The organism is Methylococcus geothermalis, assembly GCF_012769535.1.
Lineage (GTDB): Bacteria > Pseudomonadota > Gammaproteobacteria > Methylococcales > Methylococcaceae > Methylococcus > Methylococcus geothermalis.
In genome coordinates this window covers 642,704-661,339 of record NZ_CP046565.1, presented here as the reverse complement: position 1 = coordinate 661,339, position 18,636 = coordinate 642,704, and the positions used below count along the sequence as shown (strand labels likewise).

Below are 18,636 nucleotides of genomic sequence, written 5' to 3'. Positions count from 1 at the left end.
TCTCGGAAAAAATCAGTAAGAAAGAGGGTGTCGGGCCGCGCCCGGCGAAAATTCCAGCCGGCGCGGCCTCGGGCTGGCCTCAGCCGCCGCGGACAACTTCGCGGGCGATCTCGAATGCCTCGTTGAATGCCAGATAGACCGGCTTGTCGGTGTTGCGCATCCGCAGCAGCAGCCGGTGCTGGGCTTGGTATTTGACGTTGCCGATGGCCAGCGCGCCGATACCGATGGCCCCGCTCGGCGAACCTTCGATCGGCGTGCCCTTGTGATGGGGCCCCAATCCGGCGATGCCGGACGGCGGCACGGCGTTGACGTCGGCGGCCACTTTGAGCCGGGGCGATGCCGCCAGCAGCTCGGCGCTGAGCACCTGGATGCCGGCCGCGGCGGTCGCGAATACCACATCGGCGGTCTTCAGCAGTTCGCCCTTGTTGGCATCGGCGTCGCCCTCGATGGAGGTCTGGCCTTCACCGAATTCCGCATTGCACAGCTCGGCCACTTTCTGGGCCTTTTCGAGCTGGCGTCCGATGATCTTGACCTTGGCGCCGGCGCGGGCCGCCAGCACGGCGGCGATCTGGCCGACCGGGCCCGTGCCGCCAAGTGCCAGCACCGACTTGCCTTCGAGGCCGGTCTGGTGATGCTTCCGCAGCTCGCCCTCGGCCATCGCGACCATCGCCGCGGCAGTGGTGAAGGCGCCGCTCGGATCGGCGAAAGCGGAAATCTCGAACGGCGGCACCATCGATTTCTGGGCGGTGCGCAGCATGCTCATGGCGGTGCCGACGTCGCGTCCGCCGATGAAGATCGCGGTGCGCTTCACCCCGGCGAGGCTGCGCGAGAAGATCGCGTCCTGCACCATGGCGGTGATTTCCCCCAGCTCCAGGTTCGTATATGGCACCAGGGACAACCAGCCGGCATCGAGCGCCATGTTCGCGTCGAACGGGCTCAGATTCTTTTCCGGCGTGAACATGTGCAGGATATAAGGCTTTTCCACGGCGCGCTCCTCGATTCGGCCAGTCGTTACACGGTCGGCGAAGTATACGGACGCGGTGGAACGATGGCAAACCGCGGCCTCCGCGCTTGGCGGGGGCGAATTCCCTCCCCCTCACCGGCGTGCCTCACTCCCCGTTCGTCAAGGCGGCGTGGGCCGCCGCCAGCCGGGCGACCGGTACCCGCGGCGCCGAGCAGGAGACGTAGCTGAGGCCGATGCCGTCGCAGAAGCGGATGGAAGCGGGATGCCCGCCGTGCTCGCCGCAGATGCCGATTTCGAGGTCCGGACGGACGCTGCGCCCCTTTTCCACCGCCATCCGCATCAGAACGCCGACGCCGGCGACGTCGAGCACTTCGAACGGGTTGTCCTTGAGGATGCCGCCGCCGATGTACTGCGGCAGGAACTTGTTTTCCGCATCCTCGCGCGAGAACGACCAGGTCGCCTGGGTCAGGTCGTTGGTGCCGAAGGAGAAGAATTCCGCGGTTCGCGCCAGCCCGTCGGCGTTCACGCAGGCGCGGACGGTTTCCACCATGCTGCCGAATTTGAAATGGAGTCGGACGCCGTGGCTGGCCTCGACTTCAGCCCGCATGCGCTCGACCATCGCCTGGACGCATTCCAGTTCCGCGCCGTCGACGACCTGGGGCACCATGATTTCCGGAGCGGCGGCCACGCCCGCCTTGGCGCACTCGGCCGCGGCCTCGAGCACGGCGCGAATCTGCATTTCGTAGATTTCGGGGAAGGTGATCCCGAGCCGAACCCCGCGGTGCCCCAGCATCGGGTTGATCTCGTGGAGTTCCCGGACTTTGGCCAGCAGCCGCTCCTTGCGGGCGATGACGGCCGCGATGGCGTCTTCGCCGACGCCGTCGGCATCGGCGGCCCGACCGAGCGCGCTCAAGGCCGCCGCCCGACCCTTGGCGACCCATTGGTATTCCCGCAGCGCTTGGATCTCATCCGTCAGCGAATGCTCGCCGGGGAGGAATTCGTGGATGGGCGGGTCCAGCAGGCGGACGGTGACCGGATGCGGCGCCATGAGGCTGAAGATCGCCTGGAAATCGCCGCGCTGCATCGGCAGCAGCTTGTCCAGTGCGGCCTTCCGCTCCTCGGTGCCGGGGGCCAGGATCATTTCCACGACCACCGGCAGCCGGTCGCTGGCGTTGAACATGCGTTCGGTGCGGCACAGACCGATGCCCACGGCGCCATACTCGCGCGCCTGCTTCGCCGCCTCCGGGGTATCGGCGTTGGCCATGACCTTGAGATGCGCAGCCTCGTCGGCCCAGGACAGCAGGGTCTTGAGGTGCTCGGAAAAGGTCGGCGTGATGGTGGGAATCTCACCCAGGTAGACGTTGCCGGTGCTGCCGTCGATGGTGATGATGTCACCCTCGCGCAGCGTGACGTCCCCCACCATGGCCAGCCGCGCGCGGCTGTCCACCTTGATGCCCTCGGCGCCGGCGACGCAGGCCTTGCCCATGCCGCGGGCCACCACGGCGGCATGCGAAGTCTTGCCGCCGCGGCTGGTGAGGATGCCCTGGGAGGCGAAGAAGCCGTGGATGTCTTCCGGCTTGGTCTCCTCGCGCACGAGGATGACCTTTTCGCCGGCCCGCCCCAGCAACTCGGCCTGGTCGGCGTCGAACACGCACCGGCCGCTGGCGGCGCCGGGCGAGGCTGGCAGCCCCTGGGCCAGTGGCACGGGCTTGTGGGAGGTGTCGAGGCAGGGATGGAGCAGCTGTTCCAGATGGCTCGGATTGACCCGCAGCAGGGCCTGCTCCCGTGTGATCAAACCCTCCGTACACATGTCCACCGAGGTGCGCACCATCGCCTGCGCGTTCATCTTGCCGTTGCGTGTCTGCAGGCAGTACAGCACGCCTTTTTCGATGGTGTACTCGAAGTCCTGCACCTCGTGGTAATGGCCTTCGAGCTTGTCGCGCAGTTCCACCAGCTGGGCGTAAAGCTCCGGCATTTCGCTCGCCATCTCCTGCACGGGTTTCGGCGTGCGGATGCCGGCGACCACGTCCTCGCCTTGGGCGTTGACGAGGTACTCGCCGAACATTTCCTTCTCCCCGGTGCTGGGGTTGCGGGTGAAGCCGACCCCGGTGGCGGAATCATCGCCCATGTTGCCGAACACCATGGTCACCACGTTCACCGCGGTACCGTTGGCCTGGTCGGGCGTGATGTGGAATTCGCGGCGGTAATCCACCGCACGCTTGCCCATCCAGGAGTCGAACACCGCCCGGATCGCGATCTCGAGCTGCTCGTAGACGTCCTCGGGAAAAGGCTTGCCGGTATGGCGGCGTACGATGGCGAGGAACCGTTCGCCGATGTCGGCCAAGTGGGCTGCGCTCAAGCCGATGTCCGCGGCAACCCCGGCCTGATGCTTGACGGCCTCGAACTCGGCGTCGAACAGGTGGTCGGGAACGCCCAGCGCCACCTTGCCGAACAACTGGATGAACCGCCGGTAGGCATCGTAGCCAAAGCGCTCGTTGCCGGTCTGCCGGATCAGGCCCTGCAGGGTGTCGTGATTGAGGCCGAGGTTGAGGATGGTATCCATCATCCCCGGCATGGACAGCGCCGAACCGGAACGCACCGAGACCAACAGGGGATTGTCCGGATCGCCGAAGCGCTTGCCGGTCGCCTGTTCGAGCCTGGCCATGTGGCCTCTGACCTCGTCCATCAGCCCTTCCGGCAGGGCCTTGTCGGCCTGGTATTCGAGGCAGGCTTCCGTGGTGATGACGAAACCCGGCGGCACGTTGAGCCCGATCTGCGTCATCTCGCAGAGGTTGGCGCCCTTGCCGCCGAGCAGGCGCTTGTTCTTGCCGTCGCCTTCAGTGAAGGCATAGACACGCTTCTTCATTGTCATGATGGATCTCCTCGAGCTATCGCGTTCGCGGCTTGCCGCCGCAGGATCAGGGCCGGGTCCGGCCCAGTTTTTGCGCACTCAGCCGCTCCAGCAGGCGCAACTGGGCCAGAGCCTTGAGCAATTCCAGATAGGCGCGGTCGCGCTCGCTGGGAATCCGGTTCTCGCGGAGGACGCGCTCCGCGCCGCGCTTGGCCTCCAAGGCGGCCTCGCGGTCGATTTCCTCGGAGCGGAGCACCTGGTCGGCCAGAATGCTGACCTCCCAGTGCTGGACTTCCATGTAGCCGCCGGACAGATAGAAGTACTGCTCTTCGCCGCTCTCGGTCTGGAGCCGTATCTCGCCGGGCCGAAGCTGGGTCAGGAACGGCGTATGCCGGGGCAGAATGCCGACCTCGCCGTCAGCCGCGGGAGCGACCACCCGCCTGCAGGGCCCGGAAAATATATTGCGGCAAACGTCGACGATCTCGACCCGGAGCAAGCGGGAGGCAGCCTGCCCTTCAGCCCGCTTCATGCGCTTCCCGCTGCCGGAAGTCGAAAATTTCGAAGCCGAACTGCTGCGCTGCGACGAGGACGGTCGGCGTGGCGTGTCCGGCCGGCAGGTGATCGGTGTTGAGCACGAGATCGAAATTGGTCGCATTTTCCAGCGAGCATTCGTCGTACAGGTCGCTGAACAAGGTCTGGACCGACTTGTGCCGCTTGTTGTTGGTCTCGAACACCAGGCGCTCGGCCTCGGCTTGGCTGATGCCCAGTTCCGCCGCGACGCGTTCGCCGCAGACGGGACGCGACCCGACTACGCGCAGGCGGAACACCTTGCGGCCCGCCAGGATCAGATGGGCGCCGCGGCCGATGATGATGCAGTCGTTCTTCGCCAGGTCGGTCACCACCTTGATCAGCGCACGCCGGTAATCGTGACGGGTGGCCGCCGTGCCGAACACCAGGTTGTAGAGCACATCGCTGATGCGGTCGGCGCTTTGTTCGTCATGATGCTCGAGATGAATCTTGTCGATCCCGGTCTTCTGGACGACGCGGTCGAGAATCTCCTTGTCGTAGATCGGGAGATCGAGAAAGCGGGCCAGTTCGGCGGCCAGCGCTTCGCCGCCGGCGCCGAAATCGCGGGACAGGGTGATGACGAGCGGCTCGGAACGCTTGCGGGGCTGGCGCCGGTGGTGTTCGGCCTTGAAGTCCTTGGCCAGAAGCGATTCGAGGAATTTGAGTGTGTCGGAACTGGTCATGCGCACCTCTGTTCGTCGCGGGAGCCGGCCGTTCGGAACGCCGGGGCCAGGCTCAATTTTGGTGGCTTTTCCACATGCTGTCGATGTACAGTGGGATGACAGCCCGCGGCGTCTACCCGATCAGCCGGTCGTCAGATCGCGCAGCCGGTTGGCAAGAAGCGTGGCGGCCTGGCCGCGGTGGCTCAAGCGGTTTTTTTCCTCCGGCGGAAGTTCGGCCGCCGAAAGGCCGGTTTGCGGAACGATGAACACGGGGTCGTAGCCGAAGCCGCCATTCCCGCGACAGCTCTCGCCGATCCCGCCGTCCCAGACCCCTTCGGCGATCACCGGCGCCGGGTCATCGGCGCGGCGGACGAACACCATGACGCAGCGAAACCGCGCACTGCGGCGCTCGGCCTCGACGCCGTTCAAGGCGGCCAGCAATTTGTCGATGTTGTCGCGGTCGGAGGCAGACGGGCCGGCATAGCGCGCCGAATACACGCCGGGCGCGCCGCCTAGCGCCTCGACTTCCAGGCCGGAATCGTCGGCAATGGCCGGCAGGCCGCTGTGCTTGGCCGCATGTCGCGCCTTGATGAGCGCATTTTCGAGGAAGCTGGAACCGGTTTCGTCGGCATCCGGAATCCCCAGGGCGCCCTGGGCGACGATCTCGAAACCCAGCGGCGCGAGCAAGACCTGGAGTTCGCGGATTTTGCCCGTGTTGTTGCTGGCGAGGACGCACTTGCCCGACATGGGATGTCTAGCGTGCGATACCGCAACTCTCCAGCGCCTCCTGCTGGTGCAGCAGCAGATCGGCGATGCCGCTCTCGGCGAGCCGCAGCATGGCGTCCAGCTCGTCGCGGCGGAACGCGTGGCCTTCGGCCGTGCCCTGGATTTCGATGAAGGCGCCGGCATCGTTCATGACCACGTTCATGTCGGTTTCGGCGTCGCAGTCCTCGGCATAGTCCAGGTCGAGGACGGGAACCCCCTGGCAGATACCGACCGAGACCGATGCGATCTGGCCATGCACCGGATTGGTCTTGATCTTCCGGCTCTTCAGCAGCCGCTGCACGGCCAACACCAGAGCGACGTAGCCTCCGGTGATCGAGGCGGTGCGGGTGCCGCCGTCGGCCTGGATGACGTCGCAGTCGATGGTGACGGTGCGCTCGCCCAGGGCTTCCAGGTTCAGCGCGGCGCGCAGCGAGCGGCCGATCAGGCGCTGGATCTCCATGGTCCGCCCCCCCTGTTTGCCGCGAGCGGCCTCGCGGCCCGTGCGTTCGTGGGTGGCGCGGGGGAGCATGCCGTACTCGGCGGTGATCCAACCGCTGCCCTTGCCCTTGAGGAAAGGCGGAACCCGCTCTTCCACGCTGGCGGTGCAGATGACCCGGGTATCGCCGAATTCGACGAGCACCGAGCCTTCGGCATGCTTGGTGTAGTTGCAGGTGAAGGCGATACGCCGGAGTTGATCGGGACTGCGTCCGCTGGGTCTCATGTGGGCTTGCTTATCCGATGAAAAGCGCGTCAGTATACTCGAATTGCTGTTGCGGCGCCGAAGCGCTTCCACCATGAAATTCAAGCATATCCTGTATCTGCTCGGGTTTGGCGTACTGGCCCTTGCGACCTATGCCGGCACCCGCCTGGAAAAGGCCGCGGCATCGCTGCCCGCCACGGCGGGCGAGAGCGTCCTGCGCGGCCTCGCCCATCCCGCCACCGTCGAGTTCGACGCGCTCGGCATTCCGCGGGTCGCGGCGGCGAATCGCGAAGACGCCTTGCGCGCGCTGGGTTACCTGCACGCCCGCGACCGCATGTTCCAGATGGACCTGATGCGGCGCAAAGGCGCGGGCCGCTTGGCCGAAATCTTCGGCGAACAGGCGCTGGCCCACGACCGGGCGCAGCGCGTCTATGCCTTCGAGCGTGCGGCGGCGGCCATCGTCGCCGGCTTGCCCGAATCCCAGCGGCGGGCGCTCGAGGCTTACGTCGAGGGCGTCAATGCCCGCATGGCCGAACAGACCGTCCCGCCACCGGAAATGCTGGTCCTCGGTTACGCGCCCAAGCCTTGGCGGGCGGAGGACAGCCTGCTGGTCGGCCTCAACATGTTCCAAACCCTCAACGGCCATCCGGAGGAAGAGCGCATGCTCAGCGTGATGGCCGAAACCTTGCCCGCCGAGGTTGTGGCGTTCCTGACACCGGACGTCGACGCCTACACCTCGGTCATCGCCGGGGGAAACGGATCGCGCCGTCCCGCACAGCCGGTCCCTGCGACCGCGCTGGCGAAACTGCTGGGCGAGGCCCCGCCGCCGGAGCTGGGCGCCAGGGTAGACGCCGAGGCGCTGGCCGCCGGGTCCAACAACTGGGCGGTGGCGGGCAGCCGGACCCGGGACGGCCGGGCGATCGTCGCCAACGACATGCATCTGAACCTGGGCGTGCCCAACATCTGGTACCGGGCCGAACTGCGCTATGGCGAGGCCGTGATGAGCGGCGTGACCCTTCCCGGCCTGCCGCTGCTGGTCGCGGGAAGCAACGGCCGGATCGCCTGGGGCTTCACCAATGTCGACGCGGACGTGCTCGACCTGGTGAAGCTGGAGATGCATGCCTCCGAGCCCGACCGTTACCGCACGCCCGAAGGCTGGGCGACGCTGGACACGCGCACCGAAACCGTGCGCGTGAAGGACGGCGCGGATCAGACGCTGGTGCTGAAATCCAGCCGCTGGGGACCGGTCATGACCGAGCCGCTGGTGGGCCAGCCGGTGGCGCTGCGCTGGACCGCGCTCGAGGCCCAAGGGGTCGATCTCGGATTGCTGGACATGGACGGCGCCGGCGACCTGGAATCGGCCATCAGGGTCATGAACCGCACCGGAAACCCGCCCCAGAACGTGGTGCTGGCCGACCGGGCAGGGCGTATCGCCTGGACCCTCACCGGCCGCTTTCCACTGCGGCGCGGTTTCGACGGTTCGGTGAGCCGGAGCTGGAGCGACGGGGCCGCCGCCTGGGACGGCTTCGTCCCGCCCGAACGGCTGCCGCGGGTCGTCGATCCCGCCTCGGGCTTCCTTGCCACGGCCAACAACCGCACGGTGGGCCGCGATTACCCCTATGTCCTCGGCCACAACTATTCCAACAGCTACCGCGCCTACCGCATCGGCGAAAGCCTGAAGAATGCGCAGGCGCTAACCGAGCGCGAGCTGTTCGGTTTGCAGCTCGATACCCGCAGCGAGTTTTTTGAATTCTACCGCGACCTGGTCCTGGCATGGACGGCGGCCGCCGGCGATCCGGCTCTCGCCGACGCCCGCCGGGCGGTGGAAGCCTGGGATGGCCGGATGGAGGCGGACAGCCGGGGCATCGCGCTGCTGGTCCGCTACCGCCGCAATCTCGCCCGCACCGTGTTCTCCCGCCTCCTGGCGAATTGCAGCCAGGCCGATCCCAGCTTCGTCTATGCCTGGCGCGAGGCGGAGACGCCGCTGCGCGCGCTGATTTCCTCCCGCCTGCCGGGCACCGTCCCGGACCGCAGCGGGTCCTGGGAAGGCTTTCTGCGCGGCGTGCTCAGGCAAAGCGTGGACGAACTCAAGCAGGAATTCAGCGTCGCCGAACTCAAGGATCTGCCCTGGGGCCGGGTCAACCGGGTGGCGGTCCGGCATCCCTTCAGCAGGAACCTGCCCCTGGTGTCGGCGCTGCTGGACATGCCGGAAGTGGACGGCGCCGGCTGTGGCGGCTACTGCGTCCGGGTGCTGACGCCCCATCAGGGGGCCAGCGAACGGCTAGTGGTATCGCCCGGTCATCATGGCGACGGCATCCTGCACATGCCGGCCGGGCAGTCCGGCCATCCGCTATCGCCGCACTACCGCGATCAGCAGGATGCCTGGGCCGCCGGCCGGCCCCTGCCGTTCGAGCCGGGGCCGGCACAGGAGACGCTGCGGCTGCGGCCGGCGCCGTGACGCCTCGCCCTCGAGGGGAGTATTTTCCAATCCAGACATGAGCCTGAACGAAGGGGAGTGAGGGGTGGGAATCAGGCGGCGCGAGGTTGGGATTGGCTGATGGTTTGAAAGAGTGTTGCCCTGGCCTGGTTGAGGTGTTGGGCGGCCTCATTATCGCTGCATGCGAAGGCTATTGTCTCCAGTTTTTCCAGGGTAAGGCCCGGCTTCAGGAAGCGCTGCACCTCGGGCAGCGAGCGCAGCTTCTCATACGGCGTCATCATGTCCTCGTAGCGGTAGCGCTTGCGCATACGCCCCTTCTTGTCCACGTATTCGGTGGGGAAGTGGCAGGGGCGGTGGAAGTTCAGGTAAGGCGAGAGCACCTCCACCGTGAAGGCATTGACGAGACTCGCGCAGTGTTGCGGGATGTGGCTGTAGCCCAGGTACTTGCGCACGGTGGAGGCGTTCTTGCTCTCCACCAGGGCATTGTCCGTCGTCTTGCGCGAGCGTGACTTGGTCTGCTCGTGGCGCATCTCCAAGAGCGCGGCCACCTTGTAGTTGATGAACTCGGCGCCGTTGTCGCTGTGGAAGCCCCGAATCACGAAGGGGAAGGCGTCCATCATGGCGGAGAGCACCGGCAGCAAATAGGCCTCGCTGATGTGCTCCACGGCAAAGACGGCCTGGAACTGGGTCACCTCATCCACCGCGTTGATGAGATACACCCCCTTGATGCCGTCCCAATCGCCCTGGTGGACGCTATCGACGCGCACAAAGCCCGGCTGCCCGGCAGGATGGGGGCGACGCCGCTCACCGATGGCCACCTTCACCGGCCGGGTCTTGTCGAAGACGCCGCGGCGGGCCTCATAGGTCTTGTGCCGGCGCAGGTTGTACAGATGCCCGTTGGAGATGCCCGCCAGCCGCACAAAGCGAACATCGCCATGCACGCGATACGCACGTTCGCACAGCTTGCGCGTGGTCGTCCCGGAGAGCGTGCCATGCAAGGCATCCATCTCGGCCAAAAGACGCACGTCCTCATCCGTATAGCGCCGCACAAAGGGCACGGCGGGAGCACCTCGGCGGTCTTCGATATGGCCGCTCGCCAAAAACTGCCTGATGCAGCGCGCCACCTGCGCACGCGACAGCCCCGTCACCTTGGCCAGATAAAGGCGCAGCACCCCTTTGTCGGCGCGAGAGCAAGAACGGTAGCGAAAACGGGCGAGCATATCGGTCATCCAGGCGTAGGCGCTTTCCCGATCGGTCAGTTGGAAGGAAACCGCCTCAATGCCGGCCACGAAGGCCCGCACCTGGGCGAGGGTTCGAAGGTTTTGGGTCTGTAAGGTCACGATCATGTCTCCATGATCCCAACCCTCGCCCCTTCAGGCTCATCTCACGCTGGAAATACACACCCTCGTTCAGGCTCATGTGTCATTGGACAAGGCTGCCGGTTTACATCGGCAGAAAAAAGGTTAGACTAATCAGTTTTTTACCTGCCGGGAGTATCCCATGCGTATCGATCAAGAAGCGCTGACTTTCGATGACGTCCTGCTGGTTCCTGCGTATTCGAACGTGCTCCCCCGCGACGTTTCCCTGAGCACCCGGCTCACCCGGGGCATCCCGCTGAACATCCCCCTGCTGTCGGCCGCCATGGACACCGTGACCGAGGCCAGACTCGCGATCACCATCGCCCAGGAAGGCGGCATCGGCATCATCCACAAGAACATGACCGCAGAGCGCCAAGCCTATGAGGTTCGCTGCGTCAAGAAATACGAAAGCGGCGTGATCAAGGAGCCGATCACCGTGCCGCCGACCACAACCATCCGCGAGGTCATGGAGCTGACGCGGGCCCGCAACATCTCCGGCGTCCCCGTGGTGGACGGTGACGAACTGGTCGGCATCGTCACCGCCCGCGACTTGCGTTTCGAAACCCGCTACGACGAACCCGTCACCAAGGCGATGACGCCGAAGGAACGCCTGGTCACGGTGCAGGAAGGATCGAGCAAGGAGGAGGCCATCCGACTGCTGCACCAGCACCGCATCGAAAAGATCCTGGTGGTCAACGAAGCCTTCCAGCTCCGCGGCATGATCACGGTGAAAGACATCCAGAAGTCCAAGGACTACCCGCAGGCCTGCAAGGACGAGTTCGAGCGCCTGCGCGTAGGCGCTGCCGTCGGCACCGGCGCCGGCACCGAGGAGCGGGTTGAAGCGCTGGTCGATGCCGGCGTCGACGTGATCGTGGTCGATACCGCTCACGGGCATTCCCAGGGCGTGTTGGACCGGGTGCGCTGGGTCAAGACCCACTTCCCGCAGGTCCAGGTGATCGGCGGCAACATCGCCACCGGCGCCGCCGCCCGCGCACTGGCGGAAGCGGGGGCCGACGCGGTCAAGGTCGGCATCGGCCCCGGCTCGATCTGCACCACCCGCATCATCGCCGGCGTCGGCGTACCGCAGATTAGCGCGGTCTCCAATGTCGCCGAGGCACTGGCCGGCACCGGCATTCCCGTCATCGCCGACGGCGGCATCCGCTACTCGGGCGACGTGGCCAAAGCGATCGCCGCCGGCGCCCACTGCGTGATGATCGGCGGACTGTTCGCCGGCACCGAAGAGTCGCCCGGCGAAGTCGAGCTGTACCAGGGCCGCTCCTACAAGGCCTACCGCGGCATGGGTTCGATGGGCGCCATGGCCCAGCAGCAAGGCTCCAGCGACCGCTATTTCCAGGACAGCACCGAGGCCGAAAAACTGGTGCCGGAAGGCATCGAAGGCCGGGTCCCGCACAAGGGCAGCCTCATCGCCATCCTGCATCAACTGGTCGGCGGCGTCCGCGCCTCCATGGGCTATACCGGTTGCAGGACCATCGAGGAAATGCGCGAGCACGCCAACTTCGTGAGGGTGACCACGGCGGGCATGCGCGAGAGCCATGTTCACGATGTGACCATCACCAAGGAAGCGCCGAACTACCGCCTCGACTGAAACCGGAACCTCGCAAACCCCCGATGACCGACATCCACGCCCAAAAAATCCTGATCCTGGATTTCGGCTCCCAGTACACCCAGCTGATCGCGCGGCGGGTGCGCGAACTCGGGGTCTACAGCGAAATCCATCCCTACGACTGCGGCGACGACTTCATAACCGAATTCGCTCCCCAGGGCATCATCCTGTCTGGCGGTCCCGAGAGCGTCACCGGCGCGGACACGCCCCGCGCCCCGGCCTCGGTGTTCACCCATGGCGTGCCGGTGCTCGGCATCTGCTACGGCATGCAGACCATGGCGGCACAGCTCGGCGGCAAGGTCGAGGCCGTCGAGCACCGCGAATTCGGCTATGCCCAGGTGCGCGCGCACGGCCATTCGCAACTGCTGAACGAGATCGAGGACCACACCACGCCCGAAGGCTATGGGCTGCTCGACGTGTGGATGAGCCACGGCGACCAGGTGGTCGGCCTGCCGCCCGGCTTCAAGCTGATCGCCAGCACCGACAGCGCGCCCATCGCCGGCATGGCGGACGAGGAACGGCGCTTCTACGCACTGCAGTTCCACCCGGAAGTGACCCACACCCGCCAGGGCAAGCGCATCCTGGAGCGCTTCGTGCGCAAGCTGTGCCAGTGCGAAGCCCGCTGGACCACGGGCAACATCATCGAGGACGCCATCGGCAAGGTGCGGACGAAGGTCGGCGCCGAACGCGTGGTACTGGGCCTGTCCGGCGGGGTGGACTCATCCGTGGTCGCCGCCCTGCTCCAGCATGCCATCGGCGAACAGCTGACCTGCGTCTTCGTCGATACCGGCCTCCTCCGCCTCAACGAAGGTGACCAGGTCATGGCGACCTTCGCCGAACACATGGGCGTGCGGGTCATTCGGGTCAATGCCGAAGGCCGCTTCCTGGGCGCCCTCCAGGGAATCGCCGACCCCGAAGCCAAGCGCAAGATCATCGGCCGGCTGTTCGTGGAAATCTTCGACGAAGAAGCAGCGAAGATCGAAGACGCCCGCTGGCTGGCCCAGGGTACCATCTACCCGGACGTGATCGAATCCGCCGGTTCCAAGACCGGCAAGGCACACGTCATCAAGTCACATCACAACGTGGGTGGCCTGCCGGAGACCATGAAGCTGCAGCTGGTCGAGCCGCTGCGGGAGCTGTTCAAGGACGAAGTCCGCCAGATCGGCCTCGAACTCGGCCTGCCGTATGAAATGGTCTACCGCCACCCCTTCCCCGGCCCCGGCCTGGGCGTGCGCATCCTCGGCGAGGTCAGGAAAGAGTACGCCGACCTCCTGCGCCGCGCCGACGCCATCTTCATCGAAGAACTCTACCGCCACGACCTGTACGACAAGGTCAGTCAGGCCTTCGCCGTCTTCCTGCCGGTGAAATCGGTCGGCGTGATGGGCGACGGCCGCCGCTATGACTACGTGGTCGCGCTGCGCGCGGTGGAAACCGTCGACTTCATGACCGCCCGCTGGGCCCACCTGCCCTACGACTTCCTCGACCTCGTCTCGCGCCGCATCATCAACGAAGTCCCTGGTATCTCCCGGGTCACCTACGACATCTCGGGGAAACCGCCGGCGACGATCGAGTGGGAATGAGCGAACCACGCTCTGACGAAACCTGGATGCACCAAGCCCTGGACTTGGCTCGGACCGCCGAATCGGCGGGCGAAGTCCCCATCGGAGCGGTGCTGGTCAAGGACGGCGAAATCCTGGGCGAAGGCTACAACCGGCCCATTTCCACCCACGACCCCTCCGCCCATGCGGAAATCGTCGCCTTGCGCGCCGCCGGCGCGCGCGTGGGCAATTATCGGCTGGTGGATACGACGCTGTACGTCACGCTCGAACCCTGCGCCATGTGCATGGGCGCGATCCTGCACGCCCGCGTTGGCCGGCTGGTGTTCGGCGCCGCCGATCCCAAGCGCGGCGCGGCGGTGAGCGCAGTCCGGCTCAACGATGCCGAGTTCATGAATCACCGGGTCGAGCTGACGGAAGGCGTGCTGGCCGAGGAATGCGGCCAGCTCCTGCGAAACTTCTTCCGGAACCGCCGCTAGCCTTGCTCCGACTGTCCGTTTCGCTTCTTCTCGCTGAGTCGGACCAGCAGGTCGTAGTAGTGTCGCACCCGGTTCACGTAGTGGACCGTCAGCTTCCCGCGTGCCGAAGGACGGCGAGGACGGCCGCCGCTGCGTTTGGCGCCGACCAGCGGCAAGGTCTTCTTGAGCTCGATCCACTTGTTGGGATCGCGCCCCATGCCTTTCGCCAGGCGGCGCGCGCTTTCAACGCGGCCTAAACCCAAGTTGTAGGCGGAAAGCGCAAACCAGGTGCGGTCCGGCTCGGCGATCTCGCCCGGCAAGCGCGACCAGACTTCCTTGAGGTAGCGTGCGCCGCCGTGAATGCTCTGCCCCGCATTGTTGCGGTCGACCCCCAGTTCGCGTGCCGTCGTGCCGGTCAGCATCATCATGCCACGCACGCCTTCGGCCGACACGGCATTGCCATCCCATTTCGATTCCTGGAAAGCCACCGCCGCAAGCAGCCGCCAATCCAGGCCGTGGCGTTCCCCTGCCTCGACGAAAATCCTGCGGTATTTGCCCAACTGACGGCTGTAGGACGTGCGCAGCGTGCGATCGAGGGCGGTATCGATACCCTCGCGATGACCGAAGTGGCGATCGGCCAACTGATCGAGTCCTTTGTGCTCCCGCAGGTCGCGGAAGAAATTCTCGGCCGCCCGCGCCAGATATTCGCCCTCCGGGTCGGCGAACATCAAGGCCAGCGCCCGCGAGCCGCGAACACCGGCGCTTTCAGGGATGGCCCACCTCAACGCACGTACACCGCGATGCGGATATTCCGCAAGGGCGAGCCGTGGATTGAACTTCTGTGCGCTATTCCGCGCCATTCCCCGAAGGCCACCCGCAGCCGCCGCTATCCAGCCGCCGACCCGCGTAACCTCGGCGAACGGTGGAGGCTCGCCATCGGCGACACGCGTCATGCCTCCTTGCGTTGCGTCGCCGATACGGGCCGGCGAATGGGAAGGAATCGCCGCCAGATCAGCGTCGCCGTCGCCCAGCCGTTCCGCTAGGCTTCGGGCCTGGACGGGAATGAACCGGAGCCTGACGCCAAGATATTCGGCAAATTTTTGGAGGAGGTCGCGCTCGAAACCGGCCGGGCCCCAAGCCGTCCGGGACGAGGAGAAACGCTTGTGGCGGATCAGCACCCGGAGCTCTCCGGCGGCCCTGATCCTGTCGAATTGCGGCAGCTTGCGCTGCTCCGGAACCGGATTACCGCAGCCGTAAAGCTGTGACACCAGCAGCGCCGCGACACCCGCGCCGAGACAGCGCTGGCGGGTACGGCGATTGAACTTGCGAAACAAAAGCCTGACTTGTCCGACTTTCAGAACGCCGTTCGCCATGAACTTTGAATTCATGTCACGCACCATTCGTATGTCTGTAACGAGTCGGTTATAATATCATCGCTTGACGCGGAGAGGTACCGAAGCGGTCATAACGGCGCCGACTCGAAATCGGATGGTCGGGGAAACCCGGCACGAGGGTTCGAATCCCTCCCTCTCCGCCATTCACTCGTCTCATGACATCTCAGAACCCGTAAGCTACAAGGCTTAGCGGGTTTTTTGTTGTCTCAGCCCCTAGCACCGATTCAGACGGTGAGCGCATGACTGCGGCATGCCGACATTCGAGTGACTGACCGGGTCCATGCACATCCCTCGCCGGCAACCTTGAGGGATGCGGTGAATGTGCTAAAGGGATTCGAGGTTTCACGCTCCGATTTCACGTTGGCGGAAAAGCCTGGAAACAGGAACGACGTGAACTTGTAAGGGATTGGATTAACGGGATTTTTGGTCGGGGTGAGAGGATTCGAACCTCCGGCCACTGCCTCCCGAAAGCAGTGCTCTACCAGGCTGAGCTACACCCCGAAATCTGTGCTGGGTCATTTGTCAGTAACCGCGATCAACCGCGAACTGCGCAAGAGCGATCAGGGCATCCTTGTAATCACTCTCGGGAAGATGGGAAACCTGTTCGATGGCCCTGTTCGCAGCGTCCCTGGCACGCCGCTCAGTATACGAGATTGCATCGGTCGACTCAATGACCGCATACACTTTTTTGAAATGTTCTCGTTCGCCGTGTTCTACCGCATGCCGCAACATGGCCGCATCCGCCCCTGACGACTGGGACAGCGCATAGATCAATGGCAGGGTAGGCTTGCCCTCGGCGAGATCATCCCCGAGGTTCTTTCCCCACTGTTCGGGATCGGCCATATAGTCCAGCACGTCGTCCTTGAGCTGGAAGGCCATGCCCAGATACGTCCCATAATTTTTCAGGGCCTCCTCGACTTCGGACGATGATCCTGCAAGCACGGCGGCAAGCTGGGCGGCGGCACTGAACAAAATCGCGGTCTTGCGGGAGATGACGTCCAGGTATTGCCGCTCGTCGGTCGACGGATTATTGCAGTTGAGCAACTGCAAGACTTCGCCTTCGGCAATGGCGGTGGTGGTGCGCGACAGAATGTCCATCACCCGCATGCTCTGGACTCGCACCATCAGCTCGAAGGAGCGCGAATACAGATAGTCACCCACCAACACGCTGGCGGAATTGCCCCACAAGGCGTTTGCCGAGTCCTGCCCCCTCCGCAACACGGATTCGTCAACGACGTCATCATGCAGCAATGTCGCGGTATGGATAAATTCGATGACCGCCGCCAGGGTGGTATGGTGGTCTCCCGAATATCCCAACGCCTTGGCCGAAAGCAGGTGAAGCATCGGACGCAGACGTTTGCCCCCGCTGCCGACGATGTACTGCCCGATCTGATTGATGAGCACCACATCGGAATGCAACTCGCGCAGGATCAAGCGATCGACCACCGCGGCCTCGTCGTCGACAAGACGCCGGATACCGGCAAAAACCTCGCGGGAACCGCAAAGGTCAGCGGACCCTGGATCGGAGACAGCTTGATTGTTCATTAGAGTTGTTATCAGCGCACCCGCCAACAAAAAAACCCATCCATGCTAGGCGCCGATGCGCGCCATGTCAAGGCAAAGTCCTGGTGCATCGACTCATCCGGGCCGCACATCTCGCAGATGCTGGATGAGTACCGCAAAGGCGCCGGCGACGCCCAGGAAGCAGGCGATGCCGACAAGCAGCACCGATTCCTGGAAACCGAGGAAAGCCAGGGAAAAATCGCTGCCGTACAGCATGTTGAGCTGATGGATCGGCGCCCTGACGACCAGGAGCATGACGCCGACGACGATCCAGGCGCCGATGCTGCCGAGAAAACCGAACCAGAAACCGGTGTAGAGAAAAGGCCGCCGGATGAAGCGGTCGGTCGCGCCCAGCAGCTTCTGCACGATGATTTCCTCCCGGCGTCCGTACAGCTCCAGGCGAATGGTGTTGCCGATGATGAACACGACCGCCGCCCCCAGCAGCACGCCCAGGACGCCAAAACTGCGTTCGGCGACCTGGAGCATGGCGTGCAGACGGTGCATCCACTGGATGTCGCTCTGCACTAGATCGGCTTCGGGCAGGGCTTTCAGTTCGGCGACCAAGCGCTCCACCTGCTCGGGCTGGGCCAGGGAATCCTTGGGGCGTATGCCGATCACCACGGGGAGCGGGTTGAAATTCAGGGTCGACAAGGCTTCGCCGAAACCGCTGTAGGTCTTCAATTGCTCGATGCCGGCTTCCTTGGTGACGACCCGCGTCTCGGCGATCTGCGCATGGCTTTTCAACCGGTCCGCCAGCTTGCGCCCGGCGTCGTTGGACAGATCGGGCTTGAGGTATAGCGAAATCTCGTTGGTCGCCTCCAGGTCCCCCCCGACCATGCGGAGATTCTTCACCAGCAGGTGAAAACTGGTGGGCAGCGCCAGGGTCACGGCGATGACCAGGAGGGTCAGCGCCATGGCGAAAGGCGTACGCCGCATCCGCCGCAGCGCCTCTTTTGCGGTGTGCACATGCGAAACCAGATAGCTCTGCAACCGGTCGGCCAAGGTAGGTCCGCTGCGCCGCCGGCGCGAAGACGGCGCGGGGTGGCGCTGAACGCGGCGACGCTGGCGCTTCATGCCGCCGACTCCGAAAGAGTCCCGTGCTGGAGGCGCAGCACCCGCCCGCCGGCGCGGGAAATCAGTTGCTCGTCGTGACTGGCGATGAGCAGGGTGACGCCAAGTCCGTTGAAGTCGAGGAAGATGTCCATGACTTCCCGCGCCGCTTCCGGATCGAGGTTGCCGGTGGGCTCGTCGGCAAGGATGAAATCCGGCTTGTGGACGATCGCCCGGGCGATGCCGACGCGCTGCTGCTCGCCCCCCGACAGCGTCTGCGGCAGCCGTTTCTCCTTGGACAACAAGCCCACTTTGCCCAGCGCCGCACGCACCCGTCGGCTGACTTCGCCGGGGTTGAATCCGGCGATGATCAGCGGCAAAGCCACATTTTCGAACACGGAGCGGTCGTACAACAGCTTGTAGTCCTGAAAGATCAGGCCGAGCTTGCGCCGGATGTAAGGAATCTCCCGGTTGGAGGCCCGGGTGATGTTCTGGCCGTCCAGCACGATCTGGCCGCGCGTCGCCCGCTCGATCACGGCGACCAGCTTGAAGAGGGTGCTCTTGCCGGCGCCGGAATGCCCGGTGAGGAATACCCGCTCGCCGCGCCCGATATGGAAGCTGACGTCGTGCAGCGCGTCACCGAACTCGGGATAGCGCTTGTAGACCTCTTTGAATTCCAGCACGGGC

General features: G+C 64.9%; 15 protein-coding genes and 2 tRNA genes. 5 read left to right on the top strand and 12 right to left on the bottom strand.

Annotated elements, in window-relative coordinates:
- Positions 1 to 79: 79 nt before the first annotated feature.
- From GNH96_RS03110 to rph, 6 genes are all read right to left on the bottom strand, one after another.
- Positions 80 to 985: an NADP-dependent methylenetetrahydromethanopterin/methylenetetrahydrofolate dehydrogenase gene (locus GNH96_RS03110; RefSeq protein ID WP_169602199.1), complete on the bottom strand. Its 906-nt coding sequence runs from the start codon at positions 983 to 985 to the stop codon at positions 80 to 82.
- A 124-nt stretch (positions 986 to 1,109) separates the two neighbouring features.
- Entirely contained in the window at positions 1,110 to 3,836 is a 2,727-nt protein-coding gene (ppdK, locus tag GNH96_RS03105; RefSeq protein WP_169602197.1) for a pyruvate, phosphate dikinase, read from the bottom strand.
- A gap of 46 nt (positions 3,837 to 3,882) precedes the next feature.
- The gene (locus GNH96_RS03100) at positions 3,883 to 4,344 is read right to left on the bottom strand and encodes a F0F1 ATP synthase subunit epsilon (protein WP_169602195.1); all 462 of its coding nucleotides are present in this window, start codon (positions 4,342 to 4,344) and stop codon (positions 3,883 to 3,885) included.
- The gene (locus GNH96_RS03095) at positions 4,331 to 5,065 is read right to left on the bottom strand and encodes a cytidylate kinase-like family protein (RefSeq protein WP_228719992.1); all 735 of its coding nucleotides are present in this window, start codon (positions 5,063 to 5,065) and stop codon (positions 4,331 to 4,333) included. The genes GNH96_RS03100 and GNH96_RS03095 overlap by 14 nt, the downstream gene beginning before the upstream one ends.
- 120 nt (positions 5,066 to 5,185) lie before the next feature.
- Positions 5,186 to 5,791, bottom strand: a complete 606-nt coding sequence (gene rdgB, locus GNH96_RS03090) for an RdgB/HAM1 family non-canonical purine NTP pyrophosphatase (protein WP_169602193.1) — start codon at positions 5,789 to 5,791, stop codon at positions 5,186 to 5,188.
- A gap of 7 nt (positions 5,792 to 5,798) precedes the next feature.
- The gene (gene rph / locus GNH96_RS03085; RefSeq protein ID WP_169602191.1) at positions 5,799 to 6,530 is read right to left on the bottom strand and encodes a ribonuclease PH; all 732 of its coding nucleotides are present in this window, start codon (positions 6,528 to 6,530) and stop codon (positions 5,799 to 5,801) included.
- Between the two features lie 73 nt (positions 6,531 to 6,603).
- Here rph and GNH96_RS03080 point away from each other — a divergent pair, with 73 nt between their 5' ends.
- Positions 6,604 to 8,967, top strand: a complete 2,364-nt coding sequence (locus GNH96_RS03080; RefSeq protein WP_169602188.1) for a penicillin acylase family protein — start codon at positions 6,604 to 6,606, stop codon at positions 8,965 to 8,967.
- A 71-nt stretch (positions 8,968 to 9,038) separates the two neighbouring features.
- Here GNH96_RS03080 and GNH96_RS03075 read toward each other — a convergent pair whose 3' ends face one another.
- The gene (locus tag GNH96_RS03075; protein WP_169602186.1) at positions 9,039 to 10,292 is read right to left on the bottom strand and encodes an integrase; all 1,254 of its coding nucleotides are present in this window, start codon (positions 10,290 to 10,292) and stop codon (positions 9,039 to 9,041) included.
- 154 nt (positions 10,293 to 10,446) lie between these two features.
- On the opposite strand from GNH96_RS03075, the gene guaB reads away from it, so the two are divergent.
- Genes guaB through tadA form a run of 3 tightly spaced genes read left to right on the top strand, consistent with a single transcriptional unit; the run spans position 10,447 to position 13,963 of the window.
- Positions 10,447 to 11,910 (top strand): IMP dehydrogenase, encoded by a 1,464-nt coding sequence (guaB, locus tag GNH96_RS03070; protein WP_169602184.1) that lies wholly within the window; start codon positions 10,447 to 10,449, stop codon positions 11,908 to 11,910.
- 23 nt (positions 11,911 to 11,933) lie between these two features.
- Positions 11,934 to 13,508 (top strand): glutamine-hydrolyzing GMP synthase, encoded by a 1,575-nt coding sequence (guaA, locus tag GNH96_RS03065; RefSeq protein WP_169602182.1) that lies wholly within the window; start codon positions 11,934 to 11,936, stop codon positions 13,506 to 13,508.
- The gene (gene tadA, locus GNH96_RS03060; RefSeq protein WP_169602180.1) at positions 13,505 to 13,963 is read left to right on the top strand and encodes a tRNA adenosine(34) deaminase TadA; all 459 of its coding nucleotides are present in this window, start codon (positions 13,505 to 13,507) and stop codon (positions 13,961 to 13,963) included. The genes guaA and tadA overlap by 4 nt, the downstream gene beginning before the upstream one ends.
- Here tadA and GNH96_RS03055 read toward each other — a convergent pair.
- Positions 13,960 to 15,330 carry a transglycosylase SLT domain-containing protein gene (locus GNH96_RS03055; protein WP_169602177.1) on the bottom strand — a complete coding sequence of 457 codons (1,371 nt, stop codon included), beginning with the start codon at positions 15,328 to 15,330 and terminating at the stop codon, positions 13,960 to 13,962. The genes tadA and GNH96_RS03055 overlap by 4 nt on opposite strands.
- Positions 15,331 to 15,386: 56 nt before the next feature.
- Here GNH96_RS03055 and GNH96_RS03050 point away from each other — a divergent pair.
- Positions 15,387 to 15,479 (top strand) — tRNA-Ser (locus GNH96_RS03050).
- 281 nt (positions 15,480 to 15,760) lie between these two features.
- Here the strand turns inward: GNH96_RS03050 and GNH96_RS03045 are convergent.
- The 4 genes from GNH96_RS03045 to ftsE form a co-directional block, all read right to left on the bottom strand.
- A tRNA-Pro gene (locus tag GNH96_RS03045) sits at positions 15,761 to 15,837 on the bottom strand.
- A 21-nt stretch (positions 15,838 to 15,858) separates the two neighbouring features.
- Complete coding sequence (locus tag GNH96_RS03040; RefSeq protein WP_169602175.1) at positions 15,859 to 16,881, bottom strand: polyprenyl synthetase family protein; 1,023 nt, start codon at positions 16,879 to 16,881, stop codon at positions 15,859 to 15,861.
- Between the two features lie 93 nt (positions 16,882 to 16,974).
- Positions 16,975 to 17,973 carry a permease-like cell division protein FtsX gene (ftsX, locus tag GNH96_RS03035; protein WP_228719991.1) on the bottom strand — a complete coding sequence of 333 codons (999 nt, stop codon included), beginning with the start codon at positions 17,971 to 17,973 and terminating at the stop codon, positions 16,975 to 16,977.
- Entirely contained in the window at positions 17,970 to 18,632 is a 663-nt protein-coding gene (gene ftsE, locus GNH96_RS03030; RefSeq protein ID WP_169602173.1) for a cell division ATP-binding protein FtsE, read from the bottom strand. Before ftsE ends, ftsX begins: the two co-directional genes overlap by 4 nt.
- Positions 18,633 to 18,636: the final 4 nt, after the last annotated feature.

Excerpts from the sequence above, each read along its gene's own strand:
- ppdK (WP_169602197.1), bottom strand. The coding sequence starts at position 3,836 with ATGACAATGAAGAAGCGTGTCTATGCCTTCACTGAAGGCGACGGCAAG.
- GNH96_RS03100 (WP_169602195.1), bottom strand. The coding sequence starts at position 4,344 with ATGAAGCGGGCTGAAGGGCAGGCTGCCTCCCGCTTGCTCCGGGTCGAG.
- GNH96_RS03095 (WP_228719992.1), bottom strand. The coding sequence starts at position 5,065 with ATGACCAGTTCCGACACACTCAAATTCCTCGAATCGCTTCTGGCCAAG.
- rdgB (WP_169602193.1), bottom strand. The coding sequence starts at position 5,791 with ATGTCGGGCAAGTGCGTCCTCGCCAGCAACAACACGGGCAAAATCCGC.
- rph (WP_169602191.1), bottom strand. The coding sequence starts at position 6,530 with ATGAGACCCAGCGGACGCAGTCCCGATCAACTCCGGCGTATCGCCTTC.
- GNH96_RS03080 (WP_169602188.1), top strand. The coding sequence starts at position 6,604 with ATGAAATTCAAGCATATCCTGTATCTGCTCGGGTTTGGCGTACTGGCC.
- GNH96_RS03075 (WP_169602186.1), bottom strand. The coding sequence starts at position 10,292 with ATGATCGTGACCTTACAGACCCAAAACCTTCGAACCCTCGCCCAGGTG.
- guaB (WP_169602184.1), top strand. The coding sequence starts at position 10,447 with ATGCGTATCGATCAAGAAGCGCTGACTTTCGATGACGTCCTGCTGGTT.
- guaA (WP_169602182.1), top strand. The coding sequence starts at position 11,934 with ATGACCGACATCCACGCCCAAAAAATCCTGATCCTGGATTTCGGCTCC.
- tadA (WP_169602180.1), top strand. The coding sequence starts at position 13,505 with ATGAGCGAACCACGCTCTGACGAAACCTGGATGCACCAAGCCCTGGAC.
- GNH96_RS03055 (WP_169602177.1), bottom strand. The coding sequence starts at position 15,330 with ATGAATTCAAAGTTCATGGCGAACGGCGTTCTGAAAGTCGGACAAGTC.
- GNH96_RS03040 (WP_169602175.1), bottom strand. The coding sequence starts at position 16,881 with ATGAACAATCAAGCTGTCTCCGATCCAGGGTCCGCTGACCTTTGCGGT.
- ftsX (WP_228719991.1), bottom strand. The coding sequence starts at position 17,973 with ATGAAGCGCCAGCGTCGCCGCGTTCAGCGCCACCCCGCGCCGTCTTCG.